The sequence below is a fragment of the Sphingomonas echinoides genome (genome assembly GCF_029623395.1).
Taxonomy (GTDB): domain Bacteria; phylum Pseudomonadota; class Alphaproteobacteria; order Sphingomonadales; family Sphingomonadaceae; genus Sphingomonas; species Sphingomonas echinoides_A.
The window spans coordinates 1-21,784 of sequence record NZ_JAPYKK010000004.1 but is presented as its reverse complement, the minus strand read 5'-3'; the positions used below and the strand labels follow the sequence as shown (position 1 = coordinate 21,784).

Genomic DNA, 21,784 nt, shown 5'->3' with positions numbered 1-21,784 from the left:
CGAGTAGGCCGCATCCGTTTCGCTGCACTGTCCGTCGGCTGAATGTGCGCGGAAGGACTGGCTTCTGCGTCCATTCCTCAATCCTGATCTCAGCGGCGAACCGTCAGGGTTGTCTGGCCGTCCGGCGATCGCGTGCTGATTCCAGAGATTGACTGGATTCCGGACGATACGTCCGGCGCCGCGGACCTCAATAGGAACGCCGTTTTCGTATCATCCAAATTATTCAGTCCGTCGCAGCGCGTTCCTGCAAGGACGGTCCTATAATGAAAATACGATCCAATACAGTCCTATACACTACGAACTGCATAACTCTGCATCAGCGACCTTAACCTTCGTTCCTCCATGGTAAAGACGCGGTAGCGATCTCTACCATGTCACCGTCGACATTGTTCGGCATCCGGTTTTCGACATTCACGACTTTCCGAGCACTATGCTCGGAGGGTTGAATAGGCGTGCCTACTTCACAGTACGCGCTTCGGATCGTCGCCTCACGCATCGAAATTGACGCAATCGACGTCGATCAGCCAACCTGGAAGGCTCAATAATGCACGCAAGAAACTCGCATCTGCTCCATGCGGGCGTTTCCGCCGTGGCTATCCTGTCTGCTTGGACTCCAGGTCTTGCGCATGCGCAGGAGGCTCCGGCGTCGCCCACCGCCTGGGAAGCCAGTCGGACGATCGACGACCGTGCGACGATCTCGACTGGCGTTGCGAAGGCGCGTGACCCTCTCAATAGCGCAACGTCGACCAGCGCCTTGAAAGAACGCGATATCTCGCTCCTCGCACCGATGTCGCTGGCGGACCTTTTGCGCGACGTTCCTGGCATCCGGGCCGAGGCCGGTACCGGTATCGCCAACAACAGTTACACGGTGCGCGGCCTGCCGCTGGTAAACGCCGGTGCCAAGTATCTGCAACTTCAGGAAGACGGTCTTCCCGTTCTTGAATTCGGCGACTTCGTGGTCGCGCCGTCCGACATTTTCCTGCGCACCGACCTCAATGTCGCGCAGATCGAGTCGATTCGCGGTGGCTCATCCTCCACTTTCGCGTCGAACGCGCCGGGCGGCGTGGTGAACCTCGTCTCCAAAACCGGGGAGGTCGAGGGTGGATCGGTCCAGGCGTCGACCGGACTCGACTATAACACCCAGCGGCTGGATGCTGACTATGGCGGCCAGCTTGGCGGGGGATGGCGCTTTCACGTTGGTGGTTATTATCGCCAGGGCGACGGACCGCGCCGCACCGGCTACAATGCGCTGCAAGGCGGTCAGGTGAAATTCAACATCACCCGACAATTTGCCAACGGCTACATCCGCTTGAACGCCAAATTGCTCGATGAGCGTTTCCCCTATTATTACACCTATCCCGTGGCGGTGACCGGTACGAACGCGAAGCCCACGTTCCGCAACGTCGCGAATTTCGATATCAATTCGGACACGGCGCAGTCGCGCTACATTTCCACGCGCATCGCGCCTGGCCTTGGTGGTGCCGTCACCAACACCGATATGCAGGACGACATGCGGGCGAAGTCCAAGAGCCTTGGTTTCGAGGCGCAAACCGTTCTGGCGGGCTGGACGGTTTCCGACCACTTCCGGTATGCCGACAACAGCGGATTGCTCAACCAGGTCGTGCCGCTCGCAGTCGGCCCTGCGGCCGAGCTTGCCCAGACGTTCGGCGGTCAGCCAGGCACGACGCTGAGCTATGCCAGCGGACCCGCCAAGGGTAGCCAGATCGACCCCGCGACGCTCAATGGCAACGGGCTGCTTTTGGCGACGGGGTTCTACCGCGCCGGGATCAACAGCATGCGCAACGTTACCAACGATCTGCGCTCCAGCAAGGCGTGGACGATCCACGGCACCACGCTGACCACCACCTTCGGGGTCTACAAGGCGTTGCAGGATCTTAAGACGTCGGAGGGAATGACGTCGGTCTTGCAGGACGTGATGGGGGACGGCAGATCGGCGCTGGTCGACCTGCGCCGCCCGGACGGGACGCTCATCACCCAGAACGGTGTGCTGGATTACGGCTTTCTCGGACAGCCCGGCGTCGCCCGGAACGCCGATGTCCGGTACGACATCACTGCGCCTTATGCCTCATTCAACGTCCAGAAGGACCGCTTCGTTCTGGGCGGGTCGATCCGTTATGATATGGGGAAGGTACGCGGCAGCGCCTTTGCGGATCAGACCAGTCGCCCGCAGGACATGAACGGGGACGGTCTTATCGACCTCAATGGCCCGGAAGCCACGGTGCCCTTTATCGACCCCGCATCGCGCTGGCCGGTGAACTACAATTATCACTACATCTCATACTCGGTCGGTCTCAACTACCGAGTGGCCGAGGCGCTGTCGGCGTTCGCGCGATACAGTCTTGGCGCGCGGGCAGGGGCCGACAGCGTGCTGTTCTCGCCGGCGCTCGACCGGGCGACGGGCGCGCTGGCCGATCGTACGGCAGCCTATGATCCGGTCCGGCAGGTCGAGGGCGGCTTCAAATACCGTTCCGGTGGAATCATCGTCAACGTCACGACCTTCTACGCGTTGACGCGCGATACCAACTCGCAGATCTACAATGACGCGAATGGCAATCAGGTGATCGGACTCGTCCAGCGGTCCTACCGGACGTATGGTGCCGAGCTGGAATCGAAGGTGCGCAGCGGCCCGTTCAGTCTCGCCGGCAATGTCACTCTGGCGGGTGGCAAGATCACCAAGGCGAACGATCCGGCCGTCGTCGGCAAGGCGCCGCGGCACCAGTCCGCTGTCATCTACAGCGTGACGCCGCAGTATGAGACCACGCGGTTCACGATCGGCGTGAATGCGGTTGGCCAGACTTCCAGCTATTCGCAGGACGTCAATCAGTTGAAGATGCCCGGGTTCACGACGGTCGGGGCATTCCTGCAGATCCGCCCAATCGAGCGTCTTTCGCTCGGACTGAATGCGAGCAATCTCTTCAATACGACGGCCTTCGTCGATATCGGGGATGCCGTCCTGCCTGCCTCCGGCGTCGTGCTGGCGCGAACGCTGCCAGGCCGGATGCTCACGGGTTCGGTCCGCGTGTTCTTTTGAGGTGCAGCGGCTGGGGGACGATCCTTGTCGTCCCCCAGCCGCGGCGAAAGTGTTGCCGCGTGGCGGAGGGCCATGCCATTGTTCCGCATCCCGTTGGGGGCAGGGCATCATTGCGAACGCAAAAACCCTAAGCTAGATGCTTGGCGCATCCGCCATTCGGCCTACGCCTCTTCGAAGTTGGGAAATCATGCGCACAGTGGCGATCATCGGGACCGGCTTCGTGGCCGATCTCTACGCAGCCTCGCTCCGGACCTTTCCTGATATCCAGGTCGTCGCCTGCTACGACAAGGATGCCGAGCGGTTGCAGCGCTTCTGTGCGCATTGGCAGCTTCCTGCGGTCGACAGCATCGACGCGGTGCTGACCGGCCCGGCGACGCTGGTGCTCAACCTTACCAACCCGCACGCGCATTTCGAGGTCAGCCGACAGCTGCTCGAAGCGGGCAAGCATGTGTATTCCGAGAAGCCGCTGAGCATGCGGATGGAGGATGCGATCGTGCTCCACGAGTTGGCGAAGGCAAGGGGGCTGCAGATCGCGTCGGCGCCGTGCAGCCTGCTCAGCGAAGCGGCGCAGACCTTGCGGCTCGCGGTCGAGGAAGGGCGGATCGGCGTCCCCAAGCTGGTCTATGCCGAGTTGGACGACGACTATATCTCGCAGGCGCCGCTGACCAAGTGGAAGAGCGAGTCGGGGACGCCGTGGCCGATCGAAGACGAGCTGGTCGTCGGCTGCACGCTCGAACATGCGGGCTATTATCTGACGTGGCTGATGGCGATGTTTGGTCCGGTGCGAACGACCGTGTCCGCGTCGGCCGGGCTCGCGGACGTGTCCGGGCTGACCAGCGCCGAGACCGCGCCGGATTATTCGTCCGCCACCTTGTTCTTCGAAAGCGGCGTGGTCGCGCGGCTGACGTGCAGCATCCTTGCTCCGCATGACCACCGGATTCGTGTGATCGGTGATCGCGGCGTGGCGAGCGTTTCGGAATCGTGGGACAATCGCGCGGCGGTCAAGGTGCGGACGCGGCATGTGATCCGGCGGCGGATGATCAACAGCCCCGTCGCGCGCAAGGTGCCGTCGCCTGCGTTCACGCGCCACCCAGCGGTCAAGCGGCGCGGGGCGGCGTCGATGAACTTCATGCTCGGGCCAGCGGAAATGCTCGACGCGATCGCTGCCGGGCGCGAGGCGCGGCAGGCGGGCGATTTCGCGCTGCACCTGACCGAGGTGTCGCTCGCGATCCAGTCCGCGGGGGAGAACACCGGCGCGCAGCACATGACGACGCGCTTCACGCCGTCGCCGGTGACGCGGTGGTCGGGCCAGCGGACCGGGGTGTAAGCGATGGCGCAGGACATTCGCGTCGGCGTGGTCGGCACGGGCTATATCGCGCATACGATGGTCGCCGCGATCGGGCATGTTCCGGGGCTGCGCGTCGTCGGCATCTGTTCCGCCAGTGCCGATCGTGCCGGTAGCGTGGCGAAAGCGCTGGGGATCGCAACGGCGTTCACCGGGGTGGACGCGTTGCTCGCCGATCCGGCGGTGGACATGGTCTATATCGCGAATGCAACAGCGGAGCATGCCACGGTCGCGATCCGGGCGCTCGAAGCGGGCAAGGCCGTGTTGAGCGAGAAACCGTTCGCAATCGATTCTGCGGAAGCGCAGCAGGTCGTCGCGGCGGCGCGCCGGACGGGCGTGCTGTTCATGGAAGCGGTTGCGACACCGTTCCTGCCCGCGGTCCACAATGCGCTCGCCGACGTTGCGTCGGGGCGGCTGGGGGCGGCGCGGCAGCTGTCGGCGAGCTTTGGCTATCCCACCACGCCCGCCAGCCATCCGGGGTGCTATGCTGCGGTCGGGGGCGGGGTGCTGCTCGATCGCGCGGTGTACCTGGTAACGCTGGCGCGGCTGGCACTGGGGCCGGTGGTGGACGTTCGCGCGCAGATCACGCGGGACGGGAACGGCGTGGATACCGAAGCCGCGCTCCTGCTGACGCACGCCAATGGCGCGACGGCCCAGCTGACCGCGTCGCTGACCGCGATGCTCGGCAATATGATGACGATTGCGTGCGAACGCGGCGCGGTGACGGTGGCGGCGCCGTTGCTGTCGGCAGAGAAGATCGCGGTCGAGACGGTCGGCCCCCCGTCGCGCCCGACCGGGGCTAGCGGTATGCGTGACCGCGTCAAGGCGCGGCCGATGTTCCGGCGGCTCGCGGGAATCGCGCGGCTGCGCAAGATGGGCTTCGCCTCATTTGGGGCGAGCCCCTACGTCCCCGAGCTGATCCATTTCCGGGATCTTTACCGGGCTGGTGCCATCGAGAGCCCGGTGCTGCCGGTGGACGTGTCGCTGGACGTGATGCGCATCTTGGATGCAGCGCGGGAAGACCGTCGATGAAGCTCGCCTATCTGATGAACTCCTACCCGATGACGAGCACGACGTTCGTCCGCGGGGAGATCGAGCAGCTCGAGGCGCTTGGCCAGCCGGTGAAGCGGTTTGCGGTTCGGCATTGGGAAGGGACGTTGCTCGACCCCGACGACATCGCCGAGCAGCGCACGACCGAATATCTGCTGACGGGGAATCTCGGCCGGCTCATCGTCGCGGCGCTGGCCGAGCCGTTCGTCAATCTTGGCGGATTGCTACGCACGCTGCCGGTCTTCCGGCATGTGCTGGGTCAGTCGCACGGCGGGTTTGCCAAGAACGTCAACTATTTGCTGCAGGCGATCTATCTCCGGCGGCGGACCAAAGCGCTCGGGATCGACCACGTCCACACGCATTTTTCCACGAATGCGACGACGGTCGCGATGCTCGCGAAACATCTCGGCGGGCCGACCTATAGTTTCACGGTTCACGGGCCGGACGAACTCGTCGACCCGAAACAGAATGCGATGGGGCGGAAGGTCGCCGATTCGGCGTTCACCGTCGCGATCACACAATATTGCCGTGGGCGTATTCTGGAGGAAGCGCCTGCGTTCGCGGACAAGGTGCGGATCATCCCGTGCGGGATCGACTTGCCCAAGTTCACGCCATCGGGGCATGCCGGAGAGGCGGGACGGTTCGTGTGCGTCGGTCGCCTGTGCCCGAACAAGGCGCAAAGCCTGATCCCCGCCGCGGTCGCGCTGGTGTGCAAGGAATTTCCGAACATCCGGGTCGATCTGATCGGGGACGGTGAGGACCGCGCGCTGATCGAGGCCGAGATCGCGCGCCACGGCGTTCAGCAGCATGTCCACATTCTTGGCTGGGCAGATGCGCCGGGCGTCCGCAGCGCGATCTCGCGGGCGTCGGCGCTGCTGCTGCCGAGCTACGCGGAAGGGTTGCCGATCGTGCTGATGGAAGCGTTCGCGCTCGGGCGTCCGGTGCTGACGACGACGATCGCCGGGATTCCCGAGCTGGTCGACGCGGAATGCGGCTGGATCTTTCCGTCAGGGTCGGTCGAAGCGATCGCGGATGCGCTCCGCTCGGCGTTGCGCGCCTCGCCGGAAGCGATGGTTGCGCTCGGTCAGGAGGGGCGGCGCAGGATCGAGGCACGCCACGACGCGGCGAAATCGGCGCAACAGCTTCAGCACGCGATGGCTGCGACGGTCCCCGCGGAGCGCTAAGGGTTCACAAGGACCGCCGTCCACTTTGCGGAACGTGGTCCCGTCCTAGGGCCGCGTCTTGGTTCCCGCAGACGCGAGGGGGGCGAGGTGCGCGGTCAGGACGCGCGCGAAGCGGGCGGCGGGGCACAACGCCGTGCCGCATCCTGGGACCGTGAGCGTAGTAAGCGACGTTTCGCGTCCGAGCTGCCGCAGCGCGGCCGGCGACTGGGTCCGGTACGATACGCGAACGAAGCGGGCGCCGGTTTGCCGGTCGCGGAGCCGTTCGATCAGCAACGCGCCGCCCGGCGGAACATCGTTCGTCGCATAACCCGGCGCAGGAAGCTCGACCCGGAGCGCGCTGGCGAGTGCCGTCACGGTCGTGTCGTGCCCCATGAACACCGTCAGGCGGGGCCCGGGAGACGATAGGGCGCCCAGGACTTCGCGCCCGAGCACTGCGGCCTGATGCGCCGCCATGTACGGAGGATGCGTGAACACCGCGAACAAGGCGGCGTGCAGCGTACCGATCTGCTGTAGCGTTGCCAGATCCACCCGGCCCCAGCCTACGTCGCTACGGGGCAATCCCTGGACCTCCTGCAGCAACAGCACTTGTGCGACGCCGGACGCGGCGCGGATCGGCCCGGCCAGGACGATTTCCCGTCCATCCGCGCTTGGCGTGACGGCTGGCGCATCGGTCGGGACACACCCGTCGTCCGGTTGCGCGCAGCCGAGGATACGACCCAGCGTCGCAAGCGCGACGCGGTGACGGTTGGCGAGCGCGACCATCCCGCCCGTGTCGCGGTTGATGGAAGCGATCGCCAGGGCCGGATCGAAAGTGGTCGCTCCAGCGCGAAGCGGTTCGAAGATCGGATCGATTGTCCCGATCGGCCGATGATCGACCGCGATGTGGCAACCGGGGGCGAAGCCGTTGGCGTAGGCGGCGCCGCTGGCGATCGTCCGGTCCGAGCTGTTGGAGTGGATCCGCACGGCGGGGCATCCGTTGGCCGAGAACAGTCCTTGGGATACGAAAAGGGCGCGGTCCTGCGCTGCGACGATTTCGAGCGCCCGGACGCCGTGCGGTGTGACCCGGCTCTCGGCAACCGGCCACGTCGGCCACGGCGCAGCGGTGCGCGTTCCCGTCGGCACTTCGCCGTCGAGCGGTGCGCGGATGCCGTGCCGGATGACCATCGCTGCGCGCTCGACCACCAATCGGGAGGGCGCAGCGTGTGCCATCGAAGCGACCAGCACGCCGACGCCGAGGCACACGCCGCCGATTCCCCTGATCCAGGTCTTGGTCTTCATGGCTGAACCTCGCACTTGGTTGGGACGCGTACCGGGCTGCATCGTTGCATCGTCTTGCCCGGCAGGGTCACGACAAATCCGAGATGGAGCGGATCGGGCGCGCCGGGGTAATAATCCGTGCTCACGGCTTGCGCACCGCTCGCCATTGCAGCGGTCGCCATGGTGTAATCATGCGCGCGCGCTTCGACCGTGTTGGCGTCCGTTCGGGTCCGGACGATGACGCCCGCCGCGACCCAGTTCCGGATTTGCGCTGCATCGGCCACGGGGTCCTGCACGATCTGGATCGCGGACTCGGGTTGATCTTCGGGATACCAGCCGAACATCGCCCGACCGGCAAGCGAGGGGTGCCCGACGCGATAGGCGTCGGATACCGGCTTGCGCACGTCGAACAGGATGAAGATCCGCCCTCGCGCCGCGTCGAGCGAAGGCCATCCTTTCTCGCGAACGGCGTCGCGCAGGCTTGGCGCGTTACCGCGGACTTCGTCGGGGGTGATCAGCCGTCGTCCGGGCAATACCGAGCGGATCTCGCCGTCGAGCGCGTCGAGCAGCGCCCGGTCGTCGAGCGCCAGCGGGGTGGCGATCTCCGGTCGGGACGAGGGCGTGTCGGCGGCGTTGATCGTGATCATGATTGGCAGGTGCCTGGGATGCGCGCGCGACCAGCGATCGACTTCGCCCAGGCAGCGTACTAGGGTCACGCAGGTGCTGAGATAATCCACGTCGGGAATGTGGAACACCTTGAACCCAGGCTTGAGCATCGCGGCGCGATCGAACCCTGTCTTCTCTCCGGCGGCCTTGGCCCAGGCTTCCCCTGCGGGCGCCGCATAGCGGCCACCCTTGGGATCGGCGAAGATGTCGATCTCGATTTGGCGGACGCCGTGGTCGAGCTGCTGCGCCAGCGGCAGATGATAATAGTCGAGCCCTTGCGCCAGCTTGGGTTCGGCCGCGCGGATCCTGGACATCACTGCGTCCGGGATCTTTGCCTTGAAGCTGTTATGCGACCCGACGACCTGAATGTCGTTCATCGCGCGCGGGGCCGCCGCCGCGCCGGTCAGGACCAGCGCGGCGGCGGCGAGCAGGACGATACGGCGCATCAGAACTGCGCCCGCACGCCGAACAGGATCGTGCGCCCGTAATTGTTAATCTCGCCGAACTGGAGCTGCTTGTCGTTGTAGGTGTAGGTATTGGCATTGGCGATGTTGATCGCCTCGATGCTGAACGTCACGGCGTGGTTTGCCCGCACCGAGATGTTGCCATCCAGCGACCCGAACGCGGCGACATAGGTCGGCACCTGCGTGGTGCTGCCGATGCCCGCGAGATACTTGTCGCGCCAGGTATAGGACAGCCGCATCGAGAGCGGCCCCTTGTCGTAGAAGCCGACGACGTTGAAGCTGTTCTTGGACAGTCCGATCAGCTGATCCTTGATCGGCCGTGCGCCGGCGGTGTAGCTCGCCTGGACCGAGGTGTGGGTGTAGGACGCCTGGAAACCGAGACCGTCGAACGGCTTGGGCAGGAAGGTGAACACCTGGTTATAGGCGGCTTCGGCGCCGTAGACCTTTGCCTTGCCGCCATTCACCTGCGTGCTGAGCAGCACGGTGCCGCGGCCGGGGATCTCAACGTTGATGTTCTGCGCGGTGATGTAATCGTCCATCGCCTTGTAGAAGACCGCACCCGTCAGCGATCCGGACCGGCTGAAATACCATTCCAGCGACCCGTCGAATTGCGTCGCAAGGAACGGTTTCAACGCCGGATTGCCGCCGCTTGCCGTCGCCTGATCGGTCGAAACGGTAATTTGCGGGGCGCTTTGCGTCACGTTCGGACGGGTCAGCACGCGACTTGCGGCAAGACGCCCGACCAGGGAGGGCGTCAGCTCGGCGCGCAGGTTGAAGCTTGGCAGCCAGTTGGCGAAGGTCTGCGGAAAGCTTGCGGGCGTCGGGACGTTGCCGGCCGTCAGCGTGCCGCTGGCGACCTGATCGGTATGGACATAGCGCACGCCGACATTCCCCGTGACCGGGACCGCACCGAGCGGGAAAGCGTAATCGGCGCGCACATAGCCGCCGGCGGTCTTCTCGGTCACGACATAGGACGCGCGCAGATCGCCCGGCGCGAGCGGTGCGTTGGCGACCGCATCGGTGAACAGCTTGTCGTAGAAGACGCTGGTGATCGGCACGAGCCAGGTGCGCGGAATGTTGCCGCCGACGCCGGACAGGAAGTTGTCGAACGGGATCTGCTCATAGCCGTTCGGCGCGAACGTCGTGAGCGCGGTGTTGGCGGCCGGATTGACGGTGAAGTCGCGGCGGCGATAGTCGCGCTGACGCCAGTGGTATTCTCCGCCGGCAGCGATCTTGGTGATGAAGCCAGACAGCGCACGCTCCACGTCGAGGCGACCGTAGGTGTCCCAATCCTTGCTGTTCTTGGGCGCGATATTGAACGGATAAAGCGTGTACTTGCTCGCATCGAGCACGTTGACCGGCGTCGAGATCGTCGGCGCAACCTGATAGCCGCCCGACGAATCGTAGCTGAGCGGGGCGAAGAACTGGATGCGGCTGCGCACCGTGCCTTGGGCGTTGCTCGGGTGGAAACTGTGCGCGTACGACCAATTGGCGTTGGCGACGATGTGCCAGCCTTCCGGGTTCCAGACCTGTTTCAGCCCGACCGTGATGAGGTCGTGGCGATTGAGGCTGTATTCGCGCGTCCCCATGAAGCGGACGTCGTTGATCGTTGCCGCGACGACGGTGTTCCCGTCGAGCTTCGCCGAACCGGGCACCAGCACCGGGCGATGGCCGGCGACGCTGGCATCGTCGGGATAAATGTCGAGGCCGTACTCGTCATAGGCGACGTCGAGCCGCGTCGCGAGGACGTCGAGCGTCGTTTCCAGCTCCGCGCTCGGGCTCCACTGCGCCGAGATCAGCCCCGACAGCCGCTTGCGATTCTCGGTTTCCACCGTCGGTCGCGTGCGACCGGGCGTGTAGAAACCGGTCCCGAGTGCCGAGCGGAATTTGTCGAGATACCAGCCCGTGTTGTAGAACCGATCGTTACGGACTTCCTTGCCCCAATATTGCGCGCCGGCGAGGATGCCGAAGGTGCCGTCCTTGCTCTTGTAGCTCGTCAGCGCGGTCGCGTTCGGCGTGACCTTCTTGGCGAGCGTCGTGTAGGTGCCGCGCAGGTTGAGCGTGGTCTTGGTCCCGACTTCGAGCGGGCGGAAGGTGTGGACGTCGATATTGCCGCCTAGCGCACCCTCGGTCATGTCGGGCGTCGGCGTCTTGACGACGTCGATTTGCGACACGAATTCGGCGGGCAGCATTTCGAAGCGGAACTGGCGGCCGTTGGCGCCGCCGTTCTCGATTAGATCGTTGATGGCGACCGGGCGGCCGTTGAGCAGCGTGCTCTGGAATTGCGGCCCGAGCCCGCGGACGCTGACATAAAGGCCTTCGCCGCGTGGTCGCGTGATTGCGACGCCGGGGACGAGCTGGAGCGCTTCCGCGACGTTCTGGGCGGGAAACTTGCCGATGTCGGTCGCGTTGATCGCATCGACGCCGAACCCGGCCTTGCGCTTTGTCTCCGTCGCTGCGGCGAGGCTGCGGGCGTAGGAACCAGTGACGATGATGTCACCCTCGCCAGGGGCGCTGGAGTCGTTCGCGGGGGCGCCTGCAGCAGCCGAAGGCGCGAGCGTGGTCTGGGCGGCGGCGGGAAGGGCAACGCCCAATGCCGAAAAGGTAAGCGGAAGCGTCGCCAGAATCAGGCGCGAAGAGTGCAACATGTTGTGATTTTCCCCCAACGGACCGTTCGATCCGACGAGCGTCCCTCTAGGGTGGGTCTGTTGCGGTTTGGCGACGTATACGTTGCACTAGCGTTACGACACCGTTTCAAAGATGTGACGCTGACCGGGAGAAGCCGAGGGGTGTAAACGCTGGATAAAGTGTTTCCACTTCCAGACCGATAGCCTATGGGGCCGCATCCCCGGGGGGCCGCTGTTGCGCGGCTGAGAGGTGGGCTGCAGCCCATGACCCGCTGAACCTGATCCGGCTTATCCCGGCGTAGGGAGGGCTGGCGGAGTGTCCGTTGTCCCCCCGTGTGGAGTGGACTTGGAACGATGCCGGGCATGATTTCGTACGATGGTTTGAGGGTTCGACGCGGCGCGCTGGTCCTGGCGGCGGGGCTTCTGACGATGCCTGCGTCCGCCTGGGCGCAACAAGCGAGCGAGGACACGGCGGACATTCGCGTGACGGGGCACCGCGACCCCGAAGGACTGTTGCCCAACCAGACCGCGCCCAAGGCGGTGAGCGAAATCTCCGCCGACTTCATCGTGAAGCAGGCGCCGACGCTCAATGCGTTTCAGCTCGTCACGCTGTTGCCCGGCGCAAACGTGGCCTCCAGCGACCCCTATGGGCTGTCGACCAGTTCGAGCCTGACCCTGCGTGGGCTGGGGCAGGATGAGATCGGCGTTCTGCTCGAGGGCGCGCCCCAGAACGACATCGGCTATTATTACGCCTATCCGTCGCAATTCGCCGATCCGGGGAACTTGCGGACGATTACCCTGGCGCAGGGATCTGTGGACATCGATTCCCCGACGGTCGGCGGGGCGGCGGGGTTGCTGTCGCTGACGCTCGACGACCCCAAGGCGACGCGGCAAGCGGTCGTCGATCTCTCGCTCGGCTCGTATAACGCGCGACGCGTGTTCGCGCGGGTCGATACGGGGACGATCGGGACGACTGGTCTGAAGGCGTTCGTTTCCTATTCGAACACGCGGGCCGACAATTGGCGCGGTGCCGGGTTCGACACCCGCCAGCATGTCGATGCAAAGCTGTTGCGCGAGTGGGGCAATGGTAATCGCGCAAGTCTGGCCATTTCGTACAATGACGCGAATTCGTCCAGCTATCCCAGCCCGACGCTGGCCGACTGGCAGGCGGTCGGTCGCGGGTTCAATTACGACGAGCGCTACACGGCGGGGAACACCAATTACTGGCGGCTGTACCGGGCACCGTTCCGGAGCCTCTACGCAGCGGCCCCGGTGCATGTGAGACTGAACGATCGCCTGACGCTCGACAGCACGAGCTATCTCCAGTTCGGCTACGGCAATTCGCCTTATGGCACCGAACTTGCCTCGACCGGCAACTTCCTCGGCAACGAAGAGCTGGCGCAGCCGATCGCGCTGCCGGGGGCGGTGGACGGGGTCGCGACGGTGCTCGGCAATTACACGGGCGACCAGATGCGCACCGGCAATGTCAGCAAGCTGACGCTGCAGGCGGGTCTCCACCGGATCACCGCGGGCCTGTGGTTCGATTACGGAACGGACCGAGTGACGCAGACCTACACCTCGATCGATGTCGAGGGGAACCCGACCGATCGCTGGGGATACCGCGACCGGGCGATCCGCACCGCCGATGGCCGCCTGCTCGCTTATGAGAACCAGCGCACCGTTACCGTGACGAAGGGCTTTTTCCTCGCCGACAGTATCGCGCTCACGCCGCGTCTCACGCTCGATGCCGGGTTCAAGGGCGTCAACCTGCTGCGAAGCGGCCGCAACTACTTGCCCGGGCCGCAGACGAACGTGCGTCGCGACAGCTTTGCCGCACTGCCGCGGGCGGCGATCCATTATGCCGTCAGCGATCGTCAGCAGATCTTCGCCAACGTCACGACCAATTTCCGGACGCCGAACGAATTCACGCTTTACGACAGCTATGCCGGCGGTGTGCTCTCCACGCGCGGTACGGACTCGCTGAAGAACGAATATTCGGTGTCGCAGGAAGTGGGCTATCGCTACATCGGCCCCAATCTCTCCGCATCGGCGACCGCGTTTCACTATAAATTTCGCAACCGGCAATTGGCGACCGTCATCGTTTCGGGCGGCGCGCAGGTCAATTCCACGCTCAACGCCGGGGGACAGTCGTCCTACGGGATCGATGCGGAAATCGATTACCGCCCTGCGAAGGGCGTCAGCGTCTATTTGTCCGGCGAATATCTCCACGCCCGAATCGACGACGACCTGCCGGCCGGCGGGGACTTTCTGCCGACGCGGGGGAAGCACGCGGTTTCCAGCCCGACCGTACAGTTCGGCGCGGGCGGCACGTATGACGACGGTCGTCTCTTCGGCAGCGTCGCGGGCAAATATCTCGGGCGCCAATATGCGACCTTCATGAACGACGAAAGCATCAAGGGGTATGCGACACTCGACCTGTCGATCGGCGTCCATCTTGCCGACTGGATCGACGGGAAGCGCACCGATCTGCGGATCAACGCGATCAACGTGACTGATCCGCATATCCTGTCGGGCGTGCAGGCGGTCAGCACCAATGCGCGCGACGTCATGGGGAGCGGGGGCGTTATCATCGCAGGGTCGGCCCCGGCCTATTACATCGGGAGCGGCGCCGCCGTGATGGCGACCGTGTCGCGCGGGTTCTGATCTTGGGCGACGGTCTGGAAGCCGCCCTCGCGCATCAGGTGCACGGCATGGGGACTGCGCTGGAAAGCCCGACCTGGCCTGCAATCCTGCGCGACGAAGCGGAGGCGGTGGTGTCGCGGTTCTCGGCGGCGGGGCGGGTGGAGCGATTGACGTGGCACTCGCCGCGCCCGTTTTCCGCCGCGGCTCTGGTCGAGACGACAGGCGGCGCGTTTCTCCTGAAACGACATGATGGCCGGGTGCGGTCGGTCGCGGGTTTGGCGCAGGAGCATGCGTTCATCGCGCACCTCGCCGCCGCAGGGTGCGCGGTGCCTGACGTGATGCGCACCGCTGACGGCGCCAGCGCCGTCACCGAGGTCCTGGGGACCTATGAGCTGCACCGCCAGTCGGCGGGGACCGACCTGTATCGCGATCGCCCTTCCTGGACACCGTTCCTGTCGCACGCGCATGCGCACGCGGCGGGGGTCGCGCTGGCGCGTGTGCATCAGGCGGCACAAGGTTTCGAGGCGCCGTCCCGGAGCGTCCAGCCGCTGGTTGCGAGCTTTACCATCCTGCCCGCCGAGGACGCGCTGGCCGCCGCCGAAGCCTATGTCGCGGCGCGCCCGGCGCTGGGTGCGTTTCTGGCGGGCAAGGCGTGGCGGGGCCAGTTGCAGTCGCTTTTCGCGGCGGCCGCCGAGGGGCTTGCGCGGCGTCTGGCGGACCAGCGGGCGGTGTGGACGCACAATGACTGGCATCCGTCCAACCTTCTTTGGGCCAGGGACGGAACGGTTGAAACCGTGTTCGATTTCGGTCTCGCCGACCGGACGTGCGCGGTGCACGACCTTGCCACCGCGATCGAGCGGACCGCGATCGCGTGGTTGCACCTGGGCGCGGGGGATGTCGTCGCAGATGCCGACGCGGCGCTTTATCTGCTGGCAGGCTATGCGACGATCCGTCCCCTGAGCGCACGCGAGATCGAGACGGTCGTGCGGTTGCTTCCGTTGGTCCATGTCGAGTTCGCGCTTTCGGAGGTCGCGTATTTCGCGGGCGTGCTTGGCGACGGTTCAGCAGCCACGCAGGCCTGGGATGCGTATCTCATCGGTCATGCCGAATGGTTCCTGTCCCGGCCCGGGCAGATGTTCCTGGAGCGTATCCGCATTGGTGGGCGCGGCTGATGTCGACGCTGGAAATTGCTGCCGTCGTGGTCAGCATCCTGGCGATCTGGTTGACGGCGCGCCGCAATCTGCTGTGCTGGCCGCTCAATCTCGTTGCCTGCGCGCTGTACTTCAAGCTCTTCCTCGACGTGCGGCTCTACGCCGACATGGTGCTGCAGGCGGTGTTCGGCGTCGGCATCCTGTATGGCTGGATGGTCTGGCGGCGCGGATCCCGCGAGACGGGGGAGGTCGTCGTCATGCGCTTGATGCCGCGGCAGGCGCTCGTCGGTCTTGGAGCGGGCGCGATCGGTGCGGTCGCGATCGGGTGGTTCACCAGCCATCATACCGATGCGGCTTTGCCGTGGGTTGATGCGACGCTCAGTAGCTTCAGCATGATCGCGCAATATTGGACGGCGCGGCGGCATCGCGAAAGCTGGCTGCTCTGGATTGTCGTCGATGTCGCCTATGTCGCGATGTTCGTGGTCAAGGACTTGATCCTGACGGCTGGACTCTATGCGGTGATGATTGGCCTTGCCCTTGCTGGCTACCGCGCATGGCGCAAGCATACCGACGGAAATACGCGCCAAACGATGTAGAAGCCTGCTTGTTGCAATTTATTCGCATTAGCCCTAATCCGCCCTTGCTCCGTAGCGCTATAGTGCGACCGGATGCTCAGGGGGATCGTCGATGCTTGCAGGTTACCATCGGTTAATGGGTCAGCGCCCCGCGTATGTAGGTCTGAGCGCGATCCTGTTGGCCACCTGCAGCGCGCTTCCGATGGCGGCTTCTGCTCAAGAGGCGCGATCCGAAGGAAGCTCCGGTAGTCCGGATAGCGACATCGTCGTCACCGCGCGCAAGGCAAGCGCCAGCATTCTGGGCAGCGCCGTACCGATCACAGTCTATCCGCAGTCCGTTCGGGTATTTGATCAACGCCAGCTCGAGGCGCTCAACACCACACGGCTCGACGACGTGCTCGATCTGGCCGGGGGCGTGTCGCGCCAGAATGACTTCGGTGGTCTGTGGGACAAATACGCGATCCGGGGTTTCGCCGGAGACGAGAACGCCGGGCCGGATATTCTGATCAACCGATTCAGCAGCAATCTCGGTTTCAACGCACCGGTCGACACAGCGACGGTCGAACGCATCGAAGTCCTAAAAGGCGCCAGTGCCGCCTTGTCGGGGCGGGGAGAGCCCGGCGGCGCGATCAACATCGTCACCAAGGCGCCGCTTGCGCACCCGCATGCCGCGGCGACCGCCAGTTACGGGAGCTGGAACAGCGTGCGGGTGACGGGCGACGTCGGGGGCCCGATCGGCAAGGGTTTGTCCGTCCGGCTCATCGGCGTTGGGGAAGAGCATGATAGCTTCCGCAAGACCGTGGAAGGATCGCGTCGCCTGATTGCGCCGTCGGTCTCCTGGCAGGCAACAGAGGCGCTGCGCCTGCTTTACCAGGCGGAGTATATGCACAATGAATCCACGTTGGACCGGGGGATCGTCGGTATCGCTGGCAACGCCCGCGCGATGGACCGCAGGACGTTCCTCGGCGAACCGTCGGACGGACAGATCTCGCAAAAGATCCTGTGGCAACAGGCCAGTCTATTCGCTGACCTGGGAAGCGGCATCGGTCTCGAACTCGGCGGAAGCCAGCGCGACGGATCGCTGCGCGGGCTCGGCACCATGGTCGACTTCGGTGGCCGCGGGCTCCAGGCGAACGGACGTACCGCCGGGCGCGACCGCCGCTACCACGACTTCTCTTGGAACGACCTTACGCTGCGCGCGGAACTGACCGGGTCGGTGCGTGTCCTCGGGCTGGAGCACGACCTGCGGCTGGGCGTCGACCGGGTGCGCCACTTCATGGACTTCCGTCTCGATCGCGCGCGCGGCACGCCCACCCGCCCGATCCTGCTTATCGACCTTTTTGAGCCGGTGTACGGTCAGGCGTTGCCCGTCCCGCCGCCGGGGCTCAGCCGAACCGAGTCGATGCGCAGCGAAAGCGTCTATGCGCAGGATATCGTACGGTCGGGACCGTTCACGTTGCTGCTGGGCGCGCGGTGGAACAGCTTCCGCCAGGACGTGACCAATCGCCTTACGGGCAACGCCAACCTCGACACGACGAACCGGGGCGTGACGCCGCGCGCAGCGCTGTCGTGGCAGGTCGGCAATGGCCTGTCGCTTTACACCAGCTGGGGGGAGTCGCTGCGGCTCAATCCGTCCGACGGTCTGTCCACCTTCGATGCGGAACGGAGCAACTCGACCGAAGTGGGGGCCAAGTTCACCGCGCTGAGCGGCAGGCTGACGGGTCAGGCCGCGTTGTTCGATCTGGAGAAACGCAACGTCCTCAACCCGAACGCGACCGATCCGTTCGTGAAAACGCAGATCGGTCGACAGCGTTCGCGCGGGGCGGAGGCGGAAGCGACGCTGAACCTGATCGATAATCTCTACGTGACGGCGACGTACACCTACCTCGACGCGAAGGTTCGCAAGGACGCGAACCCAGCGCTGATCGGTACGCCCTTGTCCAACGTGCCGAAGAACGCGTGGGCGCTGTTCGCGGTCAAGGACATCGGCAGGGCCTCGGTCGGCGGCGGGGTGACGCACGTTGGAAACCGTGCCGGCGATCCGTTTGCGAGCGGGTATCGCCTGCCTGCCTATACCATTGCGCGCGCGAACCTGAGCTACGCCGTGTCGGACCATCTGAAGCTGCGCTTCGACATCGATAACATCTTTGATACGTATTACATCTCAAGCTCTTATGCGAATGTGTGGACGACGCCGGGGGCGCCCCGCAACGTGCGCTTTACGATCGCGTCCCAGCTATGACGGTTGGCGATCAATCGAGATCGCGCCGCGCTAACCCGACAGGTCAGCCGTTGTAGTAATAGGGCGAACGCTTCGCCCAGATCGACTTTGGGTACCGGCTATGGAGCAGAGCGAACGCGCGTTTGCCGAGATGATTGTGGTTTCCGCCCCAGCGTCCGACACGGATCAGGCGATACAAGGTCTCGGCTGCGCGGGGATCGTTCGGGTGCGCGCGGACGTAGGCGAGTGCCTCGTCCCACAGCGACGTAGCGCCGCTGTCGGCACGATCTTCGCCGTCGCTCATCGGGAAACGCTGGCGTTCCGCGAGCGCGGCCGGGACCAGCGGGACGGCGAAGGGCGGCGTGTGGAACGGGAAGCGTCCTTGGCCGCATTTGCCTGCGCAGGGGAGGTCGGACGGATCGGCGTCCTCTGACGCGTTGCCGCCGTCCCCATAACGTTCGGGCATGTACCCGCTGGCGGGCGGGAACGCAGCGGCCGCTGCCTGATGCCCAACTGGAGGAATCATCCAGTTTGTCCAATAGCCCGAGAAAGCGGGTTCGGTGCCTTCGGGGCGCGTATAATCGGCAAGGTCGGTGCGCAGGCTCGGGATCTTCGCCATCACGAAGATTTCGGCGAAGCGCTTGTTCGGGCCCGGTGCGGTGGTAACGATCCGCGCCCAGTCCGCGCGCACCTGCGGCAACAACCCGATCAGGGCGCGGGCCGTCTCGTCGATCGCGGCGGTGTTCCGAAGCGCGACGCCGCGCGCATAATTGGTCAGCGCGAGATCGAGCCGAAAGTCTCGCGGCAGATCGGGATCGCGGCCGAGCGCAAGCCGTGATGCCAGTGGCAACCGATCGATGATGACCCGCGCATCGCCCCCGAGACCGACGAACGCCTGCCCGCGCCGGCCCAACAGTCCGTCGCCGGCGGGCCAGTCGCCGTCGATGCAGCCGGTGGCCGATCCGGCGCAATATGGTTGCCGAAGTGCGTGAACCGCAAAGTCCGCGAGTGTCGGCGCAAGCTGGGTACGGATGGCGAGGAAGATGTTGCGATCGGAGGGGGTGAGGTCGGTTCGCGCCAGCACCGGATCGACCTGTGCTCGCATGACGTCATCCGGCACGCGCCCGATGGTCAGGCGCATCGCGTGATAGTGCAGACTGAGCCAGGCGGGATCGCGGGGATCGGTCCGCGCGGCATCGGCGACGAGCGCTGCGGAAGCCCCATCCTGCGGGGTCGCGAGACTGAGCGCTGCAACCAGCCACGCCGTTCGGTGCGTCGCCTGCCACTGACCTTGCGCATGTGCCACACCCGCCGATCGGTCTCTGGTCTGCACCGTCGCAATCCAGTCCGCCGCCTCCGGCTTCACGGGCGACGTCTCCGACAAGGCCCAATAGTCCTTGAACTTAACCGCGATGTCGGGCGCGGGGGCGACGGTGCCGAGGTCGCGGTCGAGCCGCGCCAGCAACGCCGCCGGGCGTTCGTGATATTCGAGGATTTGCGCAATCCGGTCGATTTCTCCCTTGCCGTAGGTTCCGGCGGGGGCCTGCTGCAACCTCGCGAGCGCGGCGTGTGCGCGCGCAAAGCCGGCGGCGTCGGATCCGGTAATCGCGGCGCGCAGCACGGTGCGAACCTGAAGGTACAAGGCAAGTGGTTGCCACGGTGACTGGCGATCGCGCTCGATCGCGGCGAAGCTCCGCTCGGCCTCCGCCAGGCGGCCATCGTACAGCGCCAGCGCGGCGGCTTGATACGCGTGGTCTGCGCGCAGCCAGGCGGGGGCGGCGGCGTCGAGCGGTGGCAGCGCCACCCCCGTTTTGCTGCAGCCGTCGAACACAGCGTCCTGCGCCGCGAGCCACGCGCGGACCCAAGGTGATTCTGCGCCATTGCGCGCCACGCGGTCCTTGAGCGTCACGACAGCGGTGTCGAAAGCGTCGCCGAAACAGGTCGGAATGCTCGTGTAATTGGGCCCCTGGCGCTCGGTCGCGATGTAATAAACGTCCGGTGACGCGCCGGGCACCGTTCGCCGTGCGGCAAGCCAGGCATAGCTATTGTCCTGTCGCTCGCCGCAACACGGCGTCGCGAGGGCGTCGGTCGCCTCCGCGCCGCTTGCGAGACCGTTGAGCAGCCGCCAGTCCAAGTAGAGGACGGGGGCGGGCGCGCCGCCCTTGACGATGCCGACCCGGCCCGCCGCCAGCGCCAAGCGATCGATCGGCTGAAGCGCGTTCGCGGTGACATAGTCGGGCAGGGGCGGCGGCCCGCCGGAACCGGAGGCGCGGACCGCCAGTAGCGCCACCGCCGCGATGCTTGCTGCCGCCAACACGCGCCGCCGCGTCATCGCCATTCCTCCACCTGATGCTGCACCGAATCGAAATCCGCTTTCGTCCAGCTCCGTGGATCGAACAGGTAGATCCTACGATCGGCAGGCGCATCGGCAATGGGGGTATCGACGGAAATGGCGAGCGCATGGCGACAAACGGGATCACGCCAATCGCCGTCCTGCGCGATCGTCGCGCGGATCGACGGACCGCCGCGACCCATGCGGAACAGCATCGGCACGACCTCGTCGACCGGCAGTGTATGCAGCCAGTCCTCCTGGCACCAAGAGGCGAGCGCGGTGATCGACAGAGAGACGTCGCGCGGCAGGCTCTTGCGGACATCGCGGACGACATCGGTCAGTATCCCGCGCTGGGATCGGCGCACCTCGAAGTCGATCTGTACCCGGTGCGTCGGAATGGTCCGCGCGAAGTGCAGCACCGCAGCGGCGACGCGCTGGCCGAGCAGCGGAGTCCAGCGCACGGGCGTGCGCTCGTCGATCTGGACGTGGACTACTGCGGTCGTCGGTGGCGTCTTGACCAGCAACGGAAACCGGCGCCCCCGCGCGACGAAGCCGTCACCGGCGATCTCTACGAAGCCGGTCTGCACTGCGACCTCGACGTCGTCGGGCAGGAATCGCAGGTCCTCGGGCCGCTCCCACGCCCAGGCGACGAGCGTGGCGGGCGTGGGCGCGCGCTTTCCCTCGCAGCCGGACAGCAGGAGCGCGGCAAGCAGGAACAGGGGTCTGATCGTCGTCACTTCCCTAAAAACGATACCGCAATTCCGCGCTTCCGCCGGGCGGCAGGATCGGCGTCCAGGTGACGATGCCGTCGGTACGGTTGACGTTTTCGGCCTGCGGTTCGACCTTCTGCCCCGCCGCGCCGATTGGCACGTCGAGCGTCACCGCAAAGGGATTGGCGTTCGCGACCGTGAGAACCGCTCCGTTTGGCCCGATCCGCTTCTGCGAAACGAGGACCTGACGGCTGACGCCTGCCGCAATCCGCACCCGCTCCCCCACGGTACGGTCGGTCATCGCGCCCAACCCGAGGAGGAACCTTCCGGACTCGCGGCGGGCGTAGAGCGCTGTCCCGCCGGCGGGGAGCGCAATGCCCAGGCCGTTCGCGTTGTCGTTGGTCACGACCAGCACGACCGCGGTCGGTGCCGCATCGAAGGGCTGGCCGGGATAGACCTCGCGCCGGTACCGCCGCTCGAACGGCACCGCAGGCTGCGCCAGCAACG

Annotated in this window: 13 protein-coding genes, 1 pseudogene and 1 riboswitch; of the genes and pseudogenes, 8 read left to right on the top strand and 6 right to left on the bottom strand. The window is 65.4% G+C overall.

Annotated elements, in window-relative coordinates; all coding sequences use genetic code 11:
- The first annotated feature begins 589 nt into the window (after positions 1-589).
- The 4 genes from QBJ92_RS03705 to QBJ92_RS03690 all read left to right on the top strand — a co-directional run bounded on the left by QBJ92_RS03705 (position 590) and on the right by QBJ92_RS03690 (position 6,631).
- A complete protein-coding gene (locus QBJ92_RS03705; RefSeq protein ID WP_277968338.1) occupies positions 590-3,052 on the top strand; it encodes a TonB-dependent receptor domain-containing protein in 2,463 nt (820 codons plus the stop codon).
- 187 nt (positions 3,053-3,239) lie between these two features.
- Positions 3,240-4,379, top strand: a complete 1,140-nt coding sequence (locus QBJ92_RS03700) for a Gfo/Idh/MocA family protein (RefSeq protein ID WP_277968337.1) — start codon at positions 3,240-3,242, stop codon at positions 4,377-4,379.
- Positions 4,380-4,382: 3 nt separating this feature from the next.
- Positions 4,383-5,429 (top strand): Gfo/Idh/MocA family protein, encoded by a 1,047-nt coding sequence (locus QBJ92_RS03695; protein WP_277968336.1) that lies wholly within the window; start codon positions 4,383-4,385, stop codon positions 5,427-5,429.
- On the top strand, positions 5,426-6,631 hold the full coding sequence (locus tag QBJ92_RS03690) for a glycosyltransferase family 4 protein (RefSeq protein ID WP_277968335.1): 1,206 nt from the start codon (positions 5,426-5,428) through the stop codon (positions 6,629-6,631). Before QBJ92_RS03695 ends, QBJ92_RS03690 begins: the two co-directional genes overlap by 4 nt.
- A gap of 45 nt (positions 6,632-6,676) precedes the next feature.
- Here QBJ92_RS03690 and QBJ92_RS03685 read toward each other — a convergent pair whose 3' ends face one another.
- From QBJ92_RS03685 to QBJ92_RS03675, 3 genes are read right to left on the bottom strand one after another with little or no spacing between them, the layout of a single operon-like run.
- Positions 6,677-7,909: a histidine-type phosphatase gene (locus QBJ92_RS03685; protein WP_277968334.1), complete on the bottom strand. Its 1,233-nt coding sequence runs from the start codon at positions 7,907-7,909 to the stop codon at positions 6,677-6,679.
- Positions 7,906-9,000: a Ca2+-dependent phosphoinositide-specific phospholipase C gene (locus QBJ92_RS03680; RefSeq protein ID WP_277968333.1), complete on the bottom strand. Its 1,095-nt coding sequence runs from the start codon at positions 8,998-9,000 to the stop codon at positions 7,906-7,908. The genes QBJ92_RS03685 and QBJ92_RS03680 overlap by 4 nt, the downstream gene beginning before the upstream one ends.
- The gene (locus QBJ92_RS03675) at positions 9,000-11,666 is read right to left on the bottom strand and encodes a TonB-dependent receptor (protein ID WP_277968332.1); all 2,667 of its coding nucleotides are present in this window, start codon (positions 11,664-11,666) and stop codon (positions 9,000-9,002) included. The genes QBJ92_RS03680 and QBJ92_RS03675 overlap by 1 nt, the downstream gene beginning before the upstream one ends.
- A 191-nt stretch (positions 11,667-11,857) precedes the next feature.
- Positions 11,858-11,967: riboswitch (TPP riboswitch) on the top strand.
- Between the two features lie 32 nt (positions 11,968-11,999).
- Here QBJ92_RS03675 and QBJ92_RS03670 point away from each other — a divergent pair.
- The 4 genes from QBJ92_RS03670 (at position 12,000) to QBJ92_RS03655 (ending at position 18,256) form a co-directional block, all read left to right on the top strand.
- Positions 12,000-14,309 carry a TonB-dependent receptor gene (locus tag QBJ92_RS03670; protein ID WP_431358363.1) on the top strand — a complete coding sequence of 770 codons (2,310 nt, stop codon included), beginning with the start codon at positions 12,000-12,002 and terminating at the stop codon, positions 14,307-14,309.
- A gap of 47 nt (positions 14,310-14,356) precedes the next feature.
- Positions 14,357-15,460, top strand: coding sequence for a phosphotransferase enzyme family protein (locus QBJ92_RS03665; protein WP_431358364.1), 1,104 nt, complete (start codon positions 14,357-14,359; stop codon positions 15,458-15,460).
- The gene (gene pnuC / locus QBJ92_RS03660; RefSeq protein WP_277968331.1) at positions 15,460-16,035 is read left to right on the top strand and encodes a nicotinamide riboside transporter PnuC; all 576 of its coding nucleotides are present in this window, start codon (positions 15,460-15,462) and stop codon (positions 16,033-16,035) included. The genes QBJ92_RS03665 and pnuC overlap by 1 nt, the downstream gene beginning before the upstream one ends.
- 181 nt (positions 16,036-16,216) lie before the next feature.
- Entirely contained in the window at positions 16,217-18,256 is a 2,040-nt protein-coding gene (locus QBJ92_RS03655) for a TonB-dependent receptor (RefSeq protein WP_277968330.1), read from the top strand.
- A 43-nt stretch (positions 18,257-18,299) separates the two neighbouring features.
- Here QBJ92_RS03655 and QBJ92_RS03650 read toward each other — a convergent pair whose 3' ends face one another.
- The 3 genes and pseudogenes from QBJ92_RS03650 to QBJ92_RS03640 form a co-directional block, all read right to left on the bottom strand.
- A complete protein-coding gene (locus QBJ92_RS03650; RefSeq protein WP_277968329.1) occupies positions 18,300-20,567 on the bottom strand; it encodes a hypothetical protein in 2,268 nt (755 codons plus the stop codon).
- Positions 20,564-21,304 (bottom strand): hypothetical protein, encoded by a 741-nt coding sequence (locus tag QBJ92_RS03645; protein ID WP_277968328.1) that lies wholly within the window; start codon positions 21,302-21,304, stop codon positions 20,564-20,566. The genes QBJ92_RS03650 and QBJ92_RS03645 overlap by 4 nt, the downstream gene beginning before the upstream one ends.
- Before the next feature lie 4 nt (positions 21,305-21,308).
- Positions 21,309-21,784, bottom strand: a pseudogene (locus QBJ92_RS03640) (DUF4139 domain-containing protein); the annotation flags it as partial.